The 16744-nt window shown below is 59.0% G+C and carries 19 protein-coding genes and 1 pseudogene; 11 read left to right on the plus strand and 9 right to left on the minus strand.

All coding sequences use genetic code 11. From position 1 onward, the window contains the following. From CXQ93_RS00005 to CXQ93_RS00040, 8 genes and pseudogenes are all read right to left on the minus strand, one after another. Positions 1 to 587, minus strand: a pseudogene (locus CXQ93_RS00005) (heavy metal translocating P-type ATPase); the annotation flags it as partial. 41 nt (positions 588 to 628) lie between these two features. After that, complete coding sequence (locus tag CXQ93_RS00010) at positions 629 to 937, minus strand: heavy-metal-associated domain-containing protein (protein ID WP_104108466.1); 309 nt, start codon at positions 935 to 937, stop codon at positions 629 to 631. 673 nt (positions 938 to 1610) lie between these two features. Beyond that, complete coding sequence (locus CXQ93_RS00015; RefSeq protein ID WP_104108467.1) at positions 1611 to 2744, minus strand: DUF4192 domain-containing protein; 1134 nt, start codon at positions 2742 to 2744, stop codon at positions 1611 to 1613. Positions 2745 to 2764: 20 nt separating this feature from the next. Continuing rightward, positions 2765 to 3733, minus strand: coding sequence for a hypothetical protein (locus CXQ93_RS00020; protein ID WP_146073117.1), 969 nt, complete (start codon positions 3731 to 3733; stop codon positions 2765 to 2767). Next, positions 3733 to 4209 (minus strand): hypothetical protein, encoded by a 477-nt coding sequence (locus CXQ93_RS00025; RefSeq protein WP_104108469.1) that lies wholly within the window; start codon positions 4207 to 4209, stop codon positions 3733 to 3735. Before CXQ93_RS00025 ends, CXQ93_RS00020 begins: the two co-directional genes overlap by 1 nt. Before the next feature lie 202 nt (positions 4210 to 4411). Next, a complete protein-coding gene (locus tag CXQ93_RS00030; RefSeq protein WP_181035988.1) occupies positions 4412 to 4909 on the minus strand; it encodes an SRPBCC family protein in 498 nt (165 codons plus the stop codon). A 227-nt stretch (positions 4910 to 5136) separates the two neighbouring features. Then, complete coding sequence (locus CXQ93_RS00035) at positions 5137 to 5634, minus strand: GNAT family N-acetyltransferase (protein ID WP_374953375.1); 498 nt, start codon at positions 5632 to 5634, stop codon at positions 5137 to 5139. After that, on the minus strand, positions 5631 to 5981 hold the full coding sequence (locus CXQ93_RS00040) for a metalloregulator ArsR/SmtB family transcription factor (RefSeq protein ID WP_104108471.1): 351 nt from the start codon (positions 5979 to 5981) through the stop codon (positions 5631 to 5633). The genes CXQ93_RS00035 and CXQ93_RS00040 overlap by 4 nt, the downstream gene beginning before the upstream one ends. A gap of 146 nt (positions 5982 to 6127) precedes the next feature. On the opposite strand from CXQ93_RS00040, the gene arsB reads away from it, so the two are divergent. From arsB to CXQ93_RS00090, 10 genes are all read left to right on the plus strand, one after another. Further along, a complete protein-coding gene (arsB, locus tag CXQ93_RS00045; RefSeq protein WP_104109122.1) occupies positions 6128 to 7159 on the plus strand; it encodes an ACR3 family arsenite efflux transporter in 1032 nt (343 codons plus the stop codon). A 54-nt stretch (positions 7160 to 7213) separates the two neighbouring features. Continuing rightward, entirely contained in the window at positions 7214 to 7636 is a 423-nt protein-coding gene (locus CXQ93_RS00050; protein WP_104108472.1) for an arsenate reductase ArsC, read from the plus strand. 14 nt (positions 7637 to 7650) lie between these two features. Continuing rightward, positions 7651 to 8622 carry a thioredoxin-disulfide reductase gene (gene trxB, locus CXQ93_RS00055; RefSeq protein ID WP_104108473.1) on the plus strand — a complete coding sequence of 324 codons (972 nt, stop codon included), beginning with the start codon at positions 7651 to 7653 and terminating at the stop codon, positions 8620 to 8622. A gap of 71 nt (positions 8623 to 8693) precedes the next feature. Next, entirely contained in the window at positions 8694 to 10202 is a 1509-nt protein-coding gene (locus CXQ93_RS00060) for an FAD-dependent oxidoreductase (protein WP_104108474.1), read from the plus strand. Between the two features lie 16 nt (positions 10203 to 10218). Then, on the plus strand, positions 10219 to 10881 hold the full coding sequence (locus CXQ93_RS00065; RefSeq protein ID WP_104108475.1) for a three-helix bundle dimerization domain-containing protein: 663 nt from the start codon (positions 10219 to 10221) through the stop codon (positions 10879 to 10881). A gap of 9 nt (positions 10882 to 10890) precedes the next feature. Next, positions 10891 to 11412 carry a universal stress protein gene (locus CXQ93_RS00070; RefSeq protein ID WP_104108476.1) on the plus strand — a complete coding sequence of 174 codons (522 nt, stop codon included), beginning with the start codon at positions 10891 to 10893 and terminating at the stop codon, positions 11410 to 11412. 15 nt (positions 11413 to 11427) lie between these two features. Then, positions 11428 to 11847 carry a low molecular weight phosphatase family protein gene (locus tag CXQ93_RS00075; RefSeq protein ID WP_104108477.1) on the plus strand — a complete coding sequence of 140 codons (420 nt, stop codon included), beginning with the start codon at positions 11428 to 11430 and terminating at the stop codon, positions 11845 to 11847. Between the two features lie 300 nt (positions 11848 to 12147). Further along, a complete protein-coding gene (locus CXQ93_RS00080) occupies positions 12148 to 12870 on the plus strand; it encodes a hypothetical protein (RefSeq protein ID WP_104108478.1) in 723 nt (240 codons plus the stop codon). A 1037-nt stretch (positions 12871 to 13907) separates the two neighbouring features. Continuing rightward, positions 13908 to 14291 (plus strand): hypothetical protein, encoded by a 384-nt coding sequence (locus tag CXQ93_RS00085; RefSeq protein WP_104108479.1) that lies wholly within the window; start codon positions 13908 to 13910, stop codon positions 14289 to 14291. Next, positions 14288 to 15058 (plus strand): hypothetical protein, encoded by a 771-nt coding sequence (locus tag CXQ93_RS00090; protein ID WP_104108480.1) that lies wholly within the window; start codon positions 14288 to 14290, stop codon positions 15056 to 15058. The genes CXQ93_RS00085 and CXQ93_RS00090 overlap by 4 nt, the downstream gene beginning before the upstream one ends. A gap of 368 nt (positions 15059 to 15426) precedes the next feature. Here the strand turns inward: CXQ93_RS00090 and CXQ93_RS20545 are convergent, their stop codons facing one another. After that, positions 15427 to 15597, minus strand: coding sequence for a hypothetical protein (locus CXQ93_RS20545; protein WP_181035989.1), 171 nt, complete (start codon positions 15595 to 15597; stop codon positions 15427 to 15429). Positions 15598 to 15755: 158 nt separating this feature from the next. On the opposite strand from CXQ93_RS20545, the gene CXQ93_RS00095 reads away from it, so the two are divergent. Continuing rightward, positions 15756 to 16556, plus strand: a complete 801-nt coding sequence (locus CXQ93_RS00095) for a hypothetical protein (RefSeq protein ID WP_104108481.1) — start codon at positions 15756 to 15758, stop codon at positions 16554 to 16556. Positions 16557 to 16744: the final 188 nt, after the last annotated feature.

Genomic DNA, 16744 nt, shown 5'->3' on the forward strand with positions numbered 1-16744 from the left:
ATGACCCGCTCCGCTTCATCGGGCAGCAATGCGGCCAGTGCATCGAGTGCGCCGCGGGCTGAGCCGAGGGCCCGCATTTCGATCCAGTGGCCCAGCAGCATGATGGCGACCAACAGGGCCAGCTCCCACCAGAAATCAAGATCGAAGCCGCCGATACCCAAACTGGTTACCCAAGAGGCGATGAACGCCACGGTGATGGCCATGGAGATCAACAGCATCATCCCTGGCTGCCGCGCCTTGATTTCCTGCCATCCGCCCTTGAGGAAGGGCTGTCCGCCATAGAAGAAAATGAAGGACCCCAGTAGAGGCGCAATCCAGGTTGAACCCACAAACTGCGGCGGCGTGTATCCGAGCAGGTGCCCAACCATCGGGCTGAAGAACACTACCGGGATCGAGAGGATCAGGGTCAGCCAGAACCTGTTCTTGAACATGGTGGTGCTGTGCCCGGCATGCTGACCTGCAGTATGAACAGCATGGTCGTCATGATCCATGCCTCCGTGTCCCATGGCCGAATGATCCATGGTGGCTGCCTGCGGATGCGTCATCGTGTGGTGTTCGTGATTGTGCGTTTTCTCGTGCGCTTCCATGATTCTCCCTGATGGATTGGAACGGTGAATGTCAACCAACTTCAGACGACCGTGTAGCCTGCAGTGACAACGGCCGCGCGGACCATTTCCGGTGTTGCTGTACCGGCCACTGTCAACGTTGAAATGGACCCAGCTACCAGGGTGACAGTCACCGAATCTGCGCCGGATACGGCGCGGACGGACTCCTCCACGGTCTGGACGCAATGCCCACAGGTCAACCCCTCCAGCTCATAAACCGACCCCGTTGTATCGGCTGGCTCGGCGGATATTGCCGGGGTGGAGCAGCACGCACAGGAACTCTCCTGGATGGGCGTCAGGTCGAGGTCTTCACGGTTATTCGTTCCGCACATATCGGATGAGTCCTTAGAAAGAGGATGAATTGTGCGTTGTGGGTTGAACGGCAGTGGCGACCGGAAAGATCAACGGCGGCGACAAACTACTTCACTGACAACACCCCAAACATACCCCCTAGGGGTATTGTCGTCAAGTCGTGGCAGCTGTCATTCAGGCGTCATCGGCAGGGGTTTTTATTGTTGAGGGAGAAGGGCCCGTCAAGAAATGCGGGGAAAGTCCACCCGTCTAGAGGTCGCTCAGGCCGATTCCCTGGTCATCGAGACACGTCGAATGTTTTCCTGTGGCCTGCCCGATGGATCTCAGGCAGGTGCAGGCTGGCAATTTGATGATGACATAGTGAGTCACACAAAGGGTTGCATCTTGTTGTATGTGCGGAAGTTGAGGATGGCGCCGTCAAGTTTGGGCGCCTGCTCGTGGCTGCCGCTGATCATGATCTCGTCATGGCTGGTCCGGCTCCACTCAATGGTGGAATCTCCTCCGGAGGATTGTGGGACATGGAGCAGGCAGCAGACGGGTTTCTTGGGTTCCCTCCGTGAAAAGTAAGGACCCTACTTGCGGCAGCCTCCATTTCCCTGATAGCAGTGCAGCAGCCCGCCGACAAACCCTGGCCATCTATCAAGGCTGGCGCGACCCTGGCTGCGCCGCAGCCTTTTGGTCTTAGCAAAACTGTTATGCCATCCCCAAACCGCCAATTTCGGGTCCGCGGGTATGTGGCGGCTGGTAGGCGGTTTGTTTGTCGGTAGCCCAATCGGAGAGGATTCCTTCGCGGACCAGGTAGTCAGTGAGTTGTGCGAGTCGGTACTCAGGGTCTGATTCCAGAGCTCGCTGAAAGCACTCATGGGCTTTGCTGCCGTGGCCTTCCCACCATTGGATGACACCCAGACTGGTGAGAACGGGGGCAGCATCGGTACCGTCTGTGCGCTGGTAGAGCTGGAACAGCACCTCGGAGGCTCGCTCAACTCGCTTCCAGTGGGGGCTTTGCTTGGTCTGGCCCAGGAGCAGGTCACGCATGCTGTCATCGATGCCGGGGATGTCGGCGAGGAGCCGGTCTCGAACACTGATGAACTTGAGGTTCGCGATCAGCTCGGCGGCCTCGTCGTCGGTAGGTTCGCCACCGCCATCGAGCATGTTGTTCCACAGGGTTCTGGCGCGGGTGATGGCGGCTTGCGGGTTCATGGCTTCGATCCTGAAGCAATGCCGCATGATTTCGGTGCTGAGCGCCGGGCGGGCAAGCACTGGGATGCGGAACCCGGGGGAGGCCTCGATGCTGGACCCGCGAAAGACCAACTCTGCATTGAGCTCACTGGATAGCACCCCGTCCAGGGGGTAAGTGGCGCTGCCGGCGGTGCCCATGCGCAGGTAGTTGGTGAAGGTGGTTTCCCTAATCAGCCAGCCGTCACGGACGCTCACTCCCTGTTGGCTGAGCCTGCCCGTAAGTTCCTCCATTACGGCCTCGTGTGGGCGCGATTCGTTGGGGGGCCAAGTCTCGTTGGTGAACATGCCGAAGACGACGCCGGTGGCCTGGCGGTCCGTGCCGACATGATGCACTACCTGGTCAATGAAATGTTTGGTATCGGTGCGGGGGCCCGGAAGGTTGACCCTGAGCGTAGCGCCGATGCGTTTGTCATCCAGGATGACGCAGACCAGGCTTTCGGAGGGCCAGAATCCCAGACTGTGGCCCATGAGGGCGATGAAGTCGTCTGGGGTTTTGATGCTGAGCTTTTCCATGATTCCTCCGCGTGCTGGTGCGGCCGGCAGATGCCAGTTACACACCTTCATGGTTCGCGGGGGTGAAAACTCCATGACCGCACTTTGTTGCAGATCTAGTGTCCTTGGAGGAGTTGCTCTGCTTGGTTGACGAGGATACGGTCGCGGGGGAGCAGGCTCATGCCGCGCATCTGGCAGTCGCGGATTTCAATGACGCGGCGGTGAAGGTGGGCAGTGGTGTGGCCGGCGACAGGGTCAAGGAGTGGCGTCCAGCGGTTTCGGAGGAGGTATTTTCGTTCGGTACTGCTTCGGCGCCAGACTGGAGTCAAGAGCACCATGAGCCAGCGGGATCGGATGCTGCGTTGGAGATTGTGTGTGGATTCGCGGAAGCGGGGCAGCATCAGGCCGACACTGACCAAGAGTACGGCCAAACTTTCGAGGATCGTAAAGGACCAGTTGAGTCCGCCGATGAAGGGGCTGGTATGGGCGGGCGATTCTTCGATGAGCCCCAGCGCTAGTCGGTTACCCAGTGCCAAGGCCATCAGGATACATCCGGCCGCGAAGCAGATGACTCCGGATTTGAAGGATTTACCGACCATTTTGGGCAGGAACCTCAGGCAATTTAGTGCGATGTCGGCACAGACCCAGATGATGAATGATGATCCTACCCACAGGAACAATTGCATGCCTGGCTGGTTGCCGTAGGCGATCGGCAAGTTCTGGTTGGTTACTTCCACATGGCTTGTTGAGAATCCGATAACGACGCATGCGCCGGCCACAGCGGAACCTAATCGTCCGCGCATGAGGTGGTGGCGCCGTCGTTCTTTATCGGTGAAGACTGCAAGGATCATGGCGGTGTGAAATTGCCAAAACCCGGCAATGATCGTCAGAACCAGTAGGAGCCCGACCCGGTTGTGTCCACCGAGGAGGGGATCAATTGCCATGTAGACGGCAGGGATGAATAGGGTGCAGGCAAGGGCAGCGAAGAATGTCGCGCGCAGGATTGAGACTCGTTCTTTATCCGAGGCTGTCGGGATCCTGACGATCGTGAGCAGCCACAACATCGCGGCTGGTACGTAGTCCATCACCCAAAGACCTTGTTGAACCCTGGCTGATCATCGGGCGGCTCAGGGATTCTGGGGTGGATGCGTGCTGTGAGGAGGTCTGCCAAGTATTCTGCCGTGGCTTCGGCGGCGTCGTCGAAGCTGGTGCGGCCGAGCACTTTTAGCGGGGTTTCTGGGAATCCAGGAAGCTGCGCGAGTTCCAAGGACGTGGCGGTGAGCTGGTGATTCAGAATCATGTGAGCGAATTCGTGCAGGATGATTTGCTGCCGTTGCCAAGTGGAACGTGGCGGGGCATGCACGACGACGTCGAGATGTTCGTAGGAAACGTACATTCCGCAGAGGTCCTCCCCGTTTAGTGCGGGCAGTTCAACGATGGTGATAGGCCGCCCATTTTTGACCTCGAGCCATGTCTGGATGCTGTGAAGGTCGGGGCTGTTGCCCAGTTCGAGCTGCCGGTTGGCTTCCCGGGCTTCGTGGCGGATCTTCCTGTCGCTCACGATGTGGCCCTTGCCTTGCCGCGCGCTTGCTCCATGGTCAGATTGTAAGCCGCGGTGAGGTAGCTCTTTTGGTGTTGCTGGCGGACTTTCATGTCTGGAACCCATCAGCTTGGTTCAGCGGTTGCGGTGATTCGCCGTGTAATTCATGCTAAGTCTGTCTGCTGCGCCTGACCATAGCTGGGTCTGACATTGCTGACTTTTTCTAGGCGGTCTTCCTTGCTAAGTAGTCCTTGAGGCCCTGCTCGCCGCGTCGCATCAGGGCAGCGTGGGCAAAAGTGAATGCCGGACTTGCTATCGGGCTGAGGAATGTCATCCAGCGGCTCGTGGGCCGCACGCGCCATTCAATGTTCATTTGGGTTTGACCGTTGTCGATTGTTGAGAGGACGACGCGTCCTTCGCCTTCCAGATCGCCGCCGGCATCGAAGAGGATCTCATTGGGGCTGTCGACGAGGGTTGGGTGGTAGGAGACGGACAGTGTGTAGCCGAGCGACGCCTTGAAATTCAAAGTTGCTGTAGTTGCGAGCAGTGTGTCCGCAGCTGACGTGCCCGTGTGAGGTGCCCGTTCCAGAGGCTTTGCCAATGTGCAGCCAGGCCACCAATCCGGCCAAGCCATATTTGGATCGGCAATGACGTCCCAAACTTCCTGCTGACTGTTTGGGAACGTCCAAGAAGAAGAGAGGTCGTAAAGGCGAGCTGTCATGGGGTTATTGTTGCACGGGGCCTGCCGTATGGACACCAGGGGCCTTTGTCTCCCCATGGGCGTGACAGCATCCGATGCCGGAGGATCAGAAGATAGCTAGTGCGGTTCATCCAGCCAGACATCCAGCATCCAACTTATTTGTTTCGGCTAGCTTCTTCCGTGGTCTTTGCAGCTTCGTGGGTGGGGTTCGAGGGTGCAGGAATATGGCCATCAATGCTGGATGGTACTTACAGTCTCTGTTCCACCAAGATGGTGTCTCGCCAGGTTCCCGCGTGGGGGCCGTAGTCCATGTGTGCTATGCGTTCGCGGTGGCCGATCCGCCGAAAGCCTGCCTTGTCATGGAGGGCCAAACTGGGGGAGTTCTCAGGGAAGATCGACGACTGGATGCTCCAGTAACCAAGTTCCCGCGCGCGTTCGGCTAAGGCTTGGAGCAGAATAAGTCCGATGCCACGGCCGGCAGCTCCGGGATTCACATAGACGGAATGCTCGATGACGCCTTGGTAGACCTCACGGGTCGAGGTCGGTGTTGCGGCAGCCCATCCCTGCACTGCGCCATCGGCACTGGTGGCGACGAGGTTGAGCCCTGGAATTCTACCGGCGAAGAAGTCCTCCATAGACGGAGTGGAGATAGTGAAAGTAGCGTTGCCACCTTCGATTCCGGCGGCATAGATCCGTTCAACGGCAGCCCAATCGGACGGGATCATCTCCCGAATTTCGGCGCTCACAGGCCCAGGATGCGCGCGGATGCTGCTTCGAGTGCTCCGGGTACCAGCGAGTAGTACGCCCAGGTGCCTCGTTTCTCCCGCTCCAACAAGCCAGCCTCAACCAAGATCTTGAGGTGATGGGAAACGGTGGGCTGGCCCAGGTCCAAGGGTTCGGTGAGGTCACAGACACACGATTCGCCGCCCTCGCCCGCCTTGACGATGGAGAGCAGCCGCAGCCGGTTCGGGTCCGAGAGTGCCTTGAGAATTCGGGCAGAATCCTGGGCGTCGGCGGCGTTGAGCACGGGGCGTTCGCTGGGTTCGCAACAGACTTGCTCGGTGGTGGTCTCCATCGTTAATGCAGTGTTCATGTATCCATTATGCCCATAGATTGACAATTGTCGATATAGGGGTGAATACTTTTTGTATCGACAATCGTCAATCTTACGCTTAACTGGCTAGGAGCCTTGTGAGTACCAAGACCACCACCCCTTCCTTTTCCGGCGAAGCCGCCGTCATGGGCAAGCTCTCCACTCTGGACCGCTATCTTGCGGTGTGGATCATTGCCGCCATGGCTGCCGGGCTACTGTTGGGACGTTTCGTTCCCGGCCTGAACACGGCCTTGGACTCGGTGAAGATTGGTTCAGTGTCCCTGCCGATCGCCATCGGCCTGCTGGTCATGATGTACCCGGTCTTGGCGAAGGTTCGCTACAACGAGACCGGTCGTGTTCTGGCGGACCGGAAACTGATGATCACCTCGCTGATCATCAACTGGGTTGCGGCGCCGGCGTTCATGTTCGCCCTGGCCTGGATCTTCGTTCCTGATCTTCCTGAGTACCGCACGGGCTTGATCATTGTGGGCCTTGCCCGGTGTATTGCCATGGTTATGATCTGGAATGATCTGGCCTGTGGTGACCGCGAGGCCGCGACCGTGCTGGTGTTGATCAACTCCGTCTTCCAAGTCTTCGCTTTCGGCGTACTGGGTTGGTTCTACCTTCAGGTTCTCCCGGGCTGGTTGGGACTTCCGACGACGTCGGCTGACTTCTCTTTCTGGGCCATCACCGTCTCGGTGCTGATCTTCTTAGGGATTCCGCTGCTGGCAGGTTTCCTCACCCGCACGATTGGGGAAAAGGCCAAGGGCCGTGACTGGTACGAGGGCAAGTTCCTGCCCAAGCTTGGCCCCTGGGCACTGTACGGTCTGCTCTTCACGATCGTGCTGTTGTTCGCACTCCAGGGAGAAGCCATTACCTCCAAGCCGCTGGACGTGGTCAGGATCGCGCTTCCGCTGCTGGTGTACTTCGTGGTCGTCTTCGCCGCGGGCATGGTGATCGGCAGGGTCCTGAACCTGGGTTACGCGAAGACCACCACCCTGGCCTTTACCGCCTCGGGCAACAACTTCGAGCTCGCCATCGCTGTCGCGATCGGAACCTATGGTGTCACTTCCGGACAGGCACTGGCCGGCGTCGTCGGACCCCTCATTGAGGTGCCCGTACTGGTTGCACTGGTCTACGTCGCCCTGTGGGCACGCAAACGATTCTTCACCAACTAGCCATTGCCGCCTTGCCTCAACGTCCCTCAAACTTTCCTTCAGGAGCATGATCCAATGAGCAACACTGAAACCATCAAGAAGCCCTCCGTACTCTTCGTTTGCGTGCATAACGCTGGCCGGTCACAGATGGCCGCCGCCTACCTCAGCACCCTCTCCAACGGTGCGATCGAGGTCCGATCCGCCGGTTCCCAGCCTGCCGCCTCGGTTAATCCGGCCGCTGTGGAGGCCATGGCGGAAGAGGGCATCGACATGTCCACCGAAATCCCCAAGATTCTCACCACAGACGCGGTGAAGGAATCCGACGTCGTGATCACCATGGGCTGCGGGGACACCTGCCCGATCTTCCCCGGCAAGCGCTACGAAGACTGGGAACTCGAAGACCCGGCAGGGCAGGGTGTGGACTCCGTCCGCCCGATCCGGGATGACATCAAGGCCCGCATCCAGGCCCTCATCGCCGACCTTCTCCCCGCCAACTAGAAAAGGGCCCTGTCATGACTGAACAAATCATCATTATTGGCTCCGGCCCCGCCGGCTACACGGCCGCGATCTACGCCGCCCGCGCCGGGCATGCGCCGCTGGTCATCGCCGGCGCCGTCACCGCCGGTGGGGCGCTGATGAACACCACCGAAGTGGAAAACTTCCCCGGCTTCCCGGCCGGCATCCAGGGCCCCGAACTCATGGACAACCTCCAAGAGCAAGCCGAACGCTTCGGCGCCCGCATCATCTTCGATGACGTCACCGCCACCACCTTGGCCGGTCCCGTCAAGACGGTGACCACCGCGTCGGGCGAGCGTTACGAGGCCACGACCATCATCCTGGCCACCGGCTCCGCCTACAAGGAGCTCGGCCTGCCGGAAGAGAAGAAGTTCACCGGCCACGGCCTGTCGATGTGCGCCACCTGCGACGGGTTCTTCTTCCGCGAGCACGACATCGTCGTGGTCGGCGGGGGCGACTCGGCCATGGAGGAAGCGACGTTCCTGACCCGCTTCGCCAAGTCCGTGACCTTGATCGTGCGTCGTGATGAGCTCCGGGCCTCGAAGATCATGGCGCAACGGGCCATGGAGAACCCGAAGATCCACATCAAGTACAACAGCGCCGTTACGGCCATCCAGGGTGAAGACAAGGTTTCCGGTGTCACCGTCCGCGACACCATCACCGGCACCGAAGAGGACCTGGCCGTCACGGGCGTCTTTGTCGCCATCGGCCACCTGCCCCGCACAGAGCTGGTGGCAGGGCAGGTCGATTTGGACGAGAACGGGTACATCCGGGTTCAGGCACCAACGACGCACACGAACCTTGAGGGCGTGTTTGCCTGCGGCGACGCCGTGGACTCCCGGTACCGGCAAGCCATCACCGCAGCGGGAACCGGGGCCGCCGCCGGCCTGGACGCCAAGAGCTACCTCGCTGCCTTGGATGACCGCCACAGCACCACGGCCAGCATCGCTGAACCCGCCCTCGCCTAAACACCACTTGGCAGGGCCCTCAGCAACCGCTTACGAAACTAATTGTGAATATCTCAAGGAGAACCACGAACATGACGACCCAACGAAACGACCTGCCAGTAGCCATCATCGGCGCCGGCCCGATCGGCTTGTCCGCGGCCGCGAACCTGATCGAACGCGGCATCACACCCCTGATCTTTGAAAAGGGTGCCGACGTGGGTGCGGCCATTCGCCAGTGGGGACACATCCGTCTGTTCTCCTCCTGGGAGCACAATATCGACCCCGCGTCCCGCCGCCTGCTTGAGCCCACTGGCTGGACCGAACCGCGCCTCACGGCCCTGCCCTACGGCGCCGAACTCGTGGAGCAATACCTCAACCCCCTTGCTGCCGTACCGGCGATCAGCGCTGCGCTGCGTACCTCCTCGACGGTGACGGCTGTGAGCCGATTCGGCATGGACAAAACCCACTCCCGCGACCGTAACGAGCAGCCCTTCCTGGTCCGCGTCGCAACCGCCGACGGGACCGTGGTTGATCACCATGTACGCGCCGTGATCGACACCTCCGGCACGTGGGCGCAGCCCAACCCGTTGGGCCAGGCCGGCCTGCCCGCCCCCGGTGAGACCGAAGCCATCGCGGCCGGCCTGATCACCGAACCCTTGGCTGATGTCACCGGTGCTGACCGTGCCCGCTTCACCGGCAAACACGTGCTCGTCATCGGAGCTGGGCACTCCGCCGCGAACACCCTCATCTCCCTAGGCCAGCTGGCCAAGAACGAGCCCGGTACCCGCATCACCTGGGCCGTGCGCGGGGCCGACGCGTCCCGCCTCTACGGCGGCGGGGACCTCGACGGCCTACCTGCCCGCGGCCAGCTCGGCACCCGCCTACGCGGCCTGGTAGAAGAGGGGCACATCGAGCTATACACCTCCTTCACCACCACCGCCTTCTCCACTACGGATCAGGGATTGGCCGTCACTGGCAGCACCCCGAACGGGGACCTGACACTGACCGTGGACCTTCTGATCCCGGCCACCGGGTTCCGCCCCGATCTTGACATCCTGCGCGAAATCCGTCTGGAACTAGACCCGATCGTGGAAGCACCCCGAGATTTGGGGCCGATGATCGATCCCGAGTTCCATTCCTGCGGCACCGTCCCAGCCCACGGAGCCAAGGTCCTGGCCCACCCGGACAAGGACTTCTACATTGCCGGGATGAAGTCCTACGGCCGCGCCCCGACCTTTTTGATGGCCACCGGCTACGAGCAAGTCCGCTCCATCGTCGCCGCCGTGGCCGGAGACCAAATGGCCGCCGATCAGGTCCACCTCGAACTGCCCGAAACCGGTGTCTGCTCAACCGATCTTGGTGGTAGCTGCGATCTCCCGGGAGTCACCGGCACCGAACAGGACATGGCAGCAGATTCTTGCTGCTCCACCCCGGAACCCGTCGTTCTTGGCCTGCCCACCGTTGGTGGGTGCGGTGCCCCGGCCGAAGACACCACCGCGGCGCAGGAAGCAGCATCATCATGCTGCGCCGCCCCGGAACCTGTACTTATCGGAATCCCTACAGGACTGGCCCACGGCCGCTCCGCCACCATCACCGACTAAAGGAAATGAGTCAGCCATGACCGAGCCCCGCAAGAGCGTACTGACAGGCCTCAGGGACGACACCGCCGTCTTAGAGCGCATCAGTGAAGACCTGACACAGAAATTCACGGGCATCTTCGCCGCCGAAACAGTCGAGCGCTACGTTTTTGAGTCCTACACGGCCCTGGCCAGGACATCACGGATCCGGACCTACCTGGCTTCAACCACGGCCCGATTCGCTGCCGACCGACTCAGGGCCTTGGCCCAAGCCAAGGGCGCCATCGCTCACGACGTGCCCGAAGTTCTCTTCGTGTGTGTTCATAACGCCGGGCGCTCCCAGATGGCAGCGGCGTTGCTGAACAAGCACGCCCAGGGCGCTGTGCACGTCCGCTCCGCAGGGTCCGCACCCGTCGCCGAGCTCGAACCCTCCGTCATGGCAGCAATGGAGGAGGCTGGCAGTGATCTTTCCGAGGAATTCCCCAAGCCCCTGACCGATGACGTGGTGCGGGCTGCCGACGTCGTGGTCACCATGGGGTGCGGGGATTCGTGCCCGATCTACCCGGGCAAGCAGTATCTTGATTGGAAGATCGAAGACCCGGCCATGAAGGACTTGGCCGGGGCTCGGGAAATCCGTGACGAGATCGACCTGCTGGTCCGGGAACTCCTCACCGAACTCACTACCGCCAAAAAGGAAAACTAAGAGGGCATCATGAGCGAGCAACCAGCCAGGGCAGGGTTTAGCGGTTCACCGGTCATTGTCGGGGTCATCCCCGATCAAGACCCGGCAGTGTGGGCCAGGGCTCTGGAACTGGCCGAAAGCCACTCGGTGCCACTCATCGCGGCGTTCGTGGACCCCGCCAGCTACCTGATCGAATGGACACCAGGGAACAAGGTCCTGCCAATCTCACTGGAACCCGTCATTGAACCAGACGATGAAACCGCTATTGCGGCAGCAGAACTCAAAGAATCTCTGGCTGCCGCAGCGGCCGGTTACGGGGTGGACTGGTCCCTGCGGATCATTGGTGGAGACCCCGCTCTGGCCCTCGGCCGCCTGGCCGAAGCGGTCGGTGCCGCCACCATCGTCATCGGTGCCCGCCGGCCGGGCTTCATGGCCAAAGTCGATGAACTCGTCTCCGGTTCCCTCATGCACCGCCTCCTCACCACCCAAACCGTCCCGGTCCTGGGTATCCCTTCCCCCGATGTGCAACGTCACTTCCATTCCCACGGCTGAAAGAAGAACCACTCGATGAGCAACAAACCAGGCGTCCTCTTTGTGTGCGTGAAAAATGGTGGCAAGTCTCAAATGGCCGGTGGCTTCATGCGCCACCTCGCGGGCGACACCGTCACCGTCTACACCGCAGGAACGAAACCCGGGCCATCCCTTAACGCCCAGTCCGTGGAATCCTTGGCTGAGCTCGGCATCGACATCAGCGGCGAACGAACCAAGCCCATCACGGCCGAGATGCTCGCCAATGTCGGTCTGATCATCACCCTGGGCGGCGAGGCCGTGGTGGATCCTGTCCCGGGGATTGAGATCCGCAACTGGGACACCGATGAACCCTCCGCACGTGGGATTGAAGGCATGGAACGCATGCGTCTGGTCCGCGACGACATCAGGGGTCGCGTCGAAGCCTTGGTCGAAGAAATCAGCGCAACCAACAACTAATAGCAGGGCACACTCATGCTCCATTGGATGGCGATGCCCAGCAGCTGGCCTTGACCGCCTCTGCTGGTTTTCTCCTGTTGCGCCGCTGTTCCTAAAACGGACCGTTTATGACACACCGGTGCGGATTTGATCGCTTCGTGGCAGTGTCCTGTGATCAGTTGATGTTGCACCTGCGCCCGCAAAACAATTCCTCAGTGCGCCATTTTAAGTCGATGTGAGGCGGCGAATGTCTTCGGGAACCAGGGGGGAGGCCGGAGAATTATTCGGATCAGGTACCGTGGGATGCGAGGAGGTACATTCATGACTGTGAAAGCTGCACACATGGTGTCAAAGGGCTATATCCGGGAGTGGGCAGACGCGAAGAACATTGTCGACGTGCTTGATCTCCAGGACGGTCGAGGGTATCGCTCCTCATACAACAAAGCCACAGTCGTAAGCTACGGCTACGACGCCAAAATCCTCACCCGTGACCTCGAGTTGGACTACTCGCATATTGAAAACAGTGGAACCCCGGCGATCGTCAAACTGCGTAACGGAGACCCATTGACGGCGGCTGAACAAAGCGCCGTCATCGCGTTCCTTGACATGCACCTTGATCGGGGGAGGTATGCGGATAAAACTAAGATTCGTGTTCCCGCCATGGTGTTGAAAGCCGGAGGACGAATCGAAGATGCAGAGCTTGCCCTCGGAGATATGTTGCTCCTGTCACAGTCCTTTCAGGATGTCCTCAGGCTGACCGCTCTTGGGCTTGAACATTGGCCGTGGCAGATAAGAGAAGAAATGGGCCTTGCAACCGGAGACGGCGGGGTCCTCCTTTGGCGGCAACCCGACGGTGCTGAAATCTCCACAGTCTCCTTTCCACTCTCCCCGACCCAACTGCTTGTGATCGGTCAAGACCTCGCTGAAGATGCTCCTCTAAATTCGCGGCTTGCAGGGAACAGCAGGCGGTGGATCGTCGGAGAAAAGGGAACGCTCGATTTAAGTATGGCGGCGGTTATTGCGGCTCGACGATCTCAGGGATGATCTTCCCGCTTTGGGTGCTGCCATACTGGCAACGGTCACAATCGATTAGACCATGGATACCCGTTCTTGCATCCAACCTCGGTAAGGATTCTTCTGGATTCTGTTGCATGGCATGCTGAGGGTCTGACTTGAAGCTGTCTGCAGTTGGTGGCGAACAAGAGGATACAACCGACTCGCCATAAACACGCCAGAATCAGCGACAATTGCCGACTGTTTAGTACCCTTCATTGTTGCAAGTGACCCTCTAGAGCAAACGATAATGCGGAGTATTGGCAAGTCAAAATCATCCTCTCAGCCTAAAGCGGGGGTCGTCGGTTCGAATCCGACAGGGGGCCCAGAAAGCCCGGAAACACGCGGTTTTTGGGTGTGGAAATGGCCCCTTTTAGGGGTCATTTTCAGCTTAACGCGCCACAAACCCGCCATAAACCCTCCAGATTGAAGCCCGTTTTCCCCTTTGGCGGGAGCGGTTTCTGGCCTTTGTGCGGACCTTTCGGCTTATGACGTGCCTTGCCCAGATCAGGGAATGTCGGCGGGTCCCGAGGCGTCGGTGGCGAAGAAGTCGGCGGCATCTTCTCATTTGTTGTCATTGCGCCGTGTGGGTGCTCTATAGCTGACGTTGATGAGGCACCTTATGGTGTCTGAAGCGGCATGGATACAGCTGTTTGAGGAGTTGCTTCCCTTTGGTGGTGCGGATATTCCAGGCTAGGCAACGCCGGGAATTACGACCTCAATACTCTGTATCTCGTCGGTTAGATCTCACGTAGGCAAGCCAAAGTGGATTCGGGATCTGCGACTAAACTGCCGTGATACTGGCATTCGCCAATGTTCGCCATTGGAACCCCGCGTTTCAGGTCAGCCATTTCTGCCGCGGTGCGGGCCGGCACAAGAGAGCGTTAGCCCGTCACGGTGCGGGGCGAGACTGGGGCACCGAGCAGAAGAGCCATTTCCTATACTTTGGATTATTGGTGGCTTTTTAGTGGATTAAGCCTCCTTCGGAGAGGTAGGGTGGAGATACCACCACTACGACTAGGGGAATCATGAGCATTGCAACTATTACGAATGCAGGGTTCGCTGGAACTGCGCGTCTTGGGATCCGTGAAGTCGTGAGGCAACTCAACGGCGCACTCGGGGCAACCTTGGTGGCGGCTCTTACAGGAAGCAAGGATCCTCGGGTCAGCTACAAGTGGGCCCGTGAAAACGGTCCCGAACCCCGGCCAGAGGCAGTGCAAAGACTGTTGCTGGCCCACAGGGCGTGGACTGCTGTGTCCGCGAACGAAGGCGAGCACGTTGCAAGATTGTGGTTCATCGGCTCCAACCCATGGTTGGATGAGATTTCACCCATTGAAGCGATCAGCAACCTTGAATCGAGAAAGGTCATGACGGCCGCTCAGGCAATGATCGAGGATAGCTTCGCTGGATGAAGCGCGTATGTAAAACCACCGGCCTCACCGTTCTAACGCAGCCGCTGGTTGGGTGGCGGATAGCCAAGAGCTCTTACGGGGCCCTGTCGCCCCTCCCTCACGCGCCGATGCCCCTGGGAACGGAGGATCGTGCTGCTTGGTCTCGCTTCGACACTGTGGGGTCGACTGTCTATATTGCTGACACCAGACGCACGGCTTTCCTAGAGACTTTGGCACCTATTCGGCTCAGCGCCGAGTTTCGTTCTGCAATTGCTTTTGCTGCTGAACACTTCGGGAAAACCCTGGCTGAAGCCCAACAAATGGTCGAGGATGACTGGGTTGCCAATGGCAATATGGTCCCCGGCTGGCTTCCCGCCAGTTGGCGCGATGGCCGGCTCATGTACAAGCTCCAAGTGCCAGCCACCGCCCAATGGGTTGATCTCACAGACGCAGTCTCCATCGCTGCACTCAACCGGGAGCTCGGTGTGGCCTTAGCCAGTATCGGTGAGCCTGAAATTACCTTGGGCACATTCACCGGTAACAACCGCCTGGCCACCACCATGATTGCCGAGTGGATTCGAGAGCAAGTCCTGGACGACGGCGGCTATGCCGATGGCATCAAGTTCCACTCGAAATACGGAACAAGTAAGTGCTGGGCCTATTGGCTCAGACGCCGCGACCTGGGACTCTCTGGCGACCCCATCGCTGTTGTCTCTGAACAAGAAATTCATGTTGGAGATCGCGATCTGAAAGCCGTACTCAAGCTCTACGGAGCCAACTCCCGTTAGCTTGCAAGCGATCTGTATCATCAGCTGTGACTTACCTTTTGGGGCTCTCTTCAAAGTCACAGCCGGGGGTCTGCCCAAGGGTTGGTTCATAGATTGGGCTGAAATCATGCTGGCGGATATTTGCCCATTCCTGTGGGTAGACGGTGGATGGTTTCTGCATCTGTGGGCGCACGTTGCTCGCCTACTAATAGCCGAGAATCAATGCTGACAACCAACCTGAGAATAAATTGTTAGCGGGATGTTCCTCGACTGGCAGAGCGGCGCCGCGCCCGACTTCAATCGGGCGGGCCTGCACCTTGGCCACTGCCTAAACCGATCTACCCGGTAGATGACCTGGTGCGACAGGAAAGTTTGAAAGGAACCCGATCTCAGTGAGAGCCCCAATGCAAGCCAAACACCTCAGCGGCGCCAGCATCGGGAAGCAAACCGAGTACAGCAGCGGCGGCAGAATCCTGACCAACGAGCACTTGTGGAGTCTCGGTGCCGAACTCGGGCACCTCACCCACGGCCCCGGCACCATAGAGCTCCAGATCCGACACGGCGCAACTAACTGGACCGCATCACGCTCACCTCCACCGACTGGGTACGGGGCACAAATGCCAATTCACTTGTGCCAGCGGATGTTTGTCAGTAGCACGAACTAGGATCAGACCGTGGCTAGCGGAATTCCTGCAGCCTCATAAGGAAGGTTGCAAAAATGCCCATGCGAAACCCGATTTATCTGGACCAAGCGCTTATGCAGAACGCGGCGGATTATTTCGGCGTACCCTACGACCTTGAGGCTAAAGTGACCGAATCCGGCACCCGGCCATCAACGGTAACCGGTAGCGCAAAATCCGGGCTGATAGACGGCTCAGATGACATGGTCGCTGCATTTCAGACATCGTACGAAATTCCGGCGAAGCCACTTCGCATGATGAATGATGTCATCGATCAAGTTGACCGCAGCAACGATTTAAAAACCGAGGTCGATCTTTCTTTGTCCGTAACGAAAGGCGATGTCATTGAGCTACAGGGCTCTTTGAAACTTAGTGCTGCCAGCGAGGTTGGGAGCATCCTATCGAAAATTATTCCTGTGGTCGCTGCAGCCAAGGGCAAGATCTCTGCAGCTCAGCAGGCTACTATGGCCGCCAACATGCTAGCCGGCGCAAGCATCCCAAAGCGGCAGCTATTCGAACTCGAACTCGATTCAGACTCGGAAACACGAGTATTTTTATCCATCGATCACAGTCATTTCTTTCGAACAAACAGCTTCGATGATATCGAAGCAGATGTTTCGGTCTTCGGGACAGTGGAGCGGATCGTCAACGAGAATGCGAGCATGTCGTTCGACCGATGGATACTTCCAGACGTGGACCGTTCAATGCGTCGTATGATGCAGAAGCAAGGGCTCGATAAAATGCTCGAAGGCGTGAACGAAATGATGGACATTGACCTTGACGAAGCTAAATCAGCTCAAGGCCCAGCCATTGAGATACGCGTGATGGCGATCTACTAAACCGTGATCCGCACAGATACTTTGACATGCAAGGTTGAACCAAACTCGGTAGAGCCTAAATCATTGTCTTGCAGTATGCCACCCCTCGAATGGCTCGACTTGTGGACAATGTTGGGCGCATGGGCGACTATGCTTGCGACACTGGGGCTGGCGTACTTCGCTTGGAAAGCCTGGAAGACTTCGCAACG

It is taken from the genome of Arthrobacter sp. N199823 (genome assembly GCF_002929705.1).
Lineage (GTDB): Bacteria > Actinomycetota > Actinomycetes > Actinomycetales > Micrococcaceae > Specibacter.

Bases quoted from the DNA above. Each gene is read 5' to 3' on its own strand.
- CXQ93_RS00010 (WP_104108466.1), bottom strand. From the start codon at position 937: ATGTGCGGAACGAATAACCGTGAAGACCTCGACCTGACGCCCATCCAG.
- CXQ93_RS00015 (WP_104108467.1), bottom strand. From the start codon at position 2,744: ATGGAGTTTTCACCCCCGCGAACCATGAAGGTGTGTAACTGGCATCTG.
- CXQ93_RS00020 (WP_146073117.1), bottom strand. From the start codon at position 3,733: ATGGACTACGTACCAGCCGCGATGTTGTGGCTGCTCACGATCGTCAGG.
- CXQ93_RS00030 (WP_181035988.1), bottom strand. From the start codon at position 4,909: ATGACAGCTCGCCTTTACGACCTCTCTTCTTCTTGGACGTTCCCAAAC.
- CXQ93_RS00040 (WP_104108471.1), bottom strand. From the start codon at position 5,981: ATGAACACTGCATTAACGATGGAGACCACCACCGAGCAAGTCTGTTGC.
- arsB (WP_104109122.1), top strand. From the start codon at position 6,128: ATGGGCAAGCTCTCCACTCTGGACCGCTATCTTGCGGTGTGGATCATT.
- CXQ93_RS00050 (WP_104108472.1), top strand. From the start codon at position 7,214: ATGAGCAACACTGAAACCATCAAGAAGCCCTCCGTACTCTTCGTTTGC.
- trxB (WP_104108473.1), top strand. From the start codon at position 7,651: ATGACTGAACAAATCATCATTATTGGCTCCGGCCCCGCCGGCTACACG.
- CXQ93_RS00060 (WP_104108474.1), top strand. From the start codon at position 8,694: ATGACGACCCAACGAAACGACCTGCCAGTAGCCATCATCGGCGCCGGC.
- CXQ93_RS00065 (WP_104108475.1), top strand. From the start codon at position 10,219: ATGACCGAGCCCCGCAAGAGCGTACTGACAGGCCTCAGGGACGACACC.
- CXQ93_RS00070 (WP_104108476.1), top strand. From the start codon at position 10,891: ATGAGCGAGCAACCAGCCAGGGCAGGGTTTAGCGGTTCACCGGTCATT.
- CXQ93_RS00075 (WP_104108477.1), top strand. From the start codon at position 11,428: ATGAGCAACAAACCAGGCGTCCTCTTTGTGTGCGTGAAAAATGGTGGC.
- CXQ93_RS00080 (WP_104108478.1), top strand. From the start codon at position 12,148: ATGACTGTGAAAGCTGCACACATGGTGTCAAAGGGCTATATCCGGGAG.
- CXQ93_RS00085 (WP_104108479.1), top strand. From the start codon at position 13,908: ATGAGCATTGCAACTATTACGAATGCAGGGTTCGCTGGAACTGCGCGT.
- CXQ93_RS00090 (WP_104108480.1), top strand. From the start codon at position 14,288: ATGAAGCGCGTATGTAAAACCACCGGCCTCACCGTTCTAACGCAGCCG.
- CXQ93_RS00095 (WP_104108481.1), top strand. From the start codon at position 15,756: ATGCCCATGCGAAACCCGATTTATCTGGACCAAGCGCTTATGCAGAAC.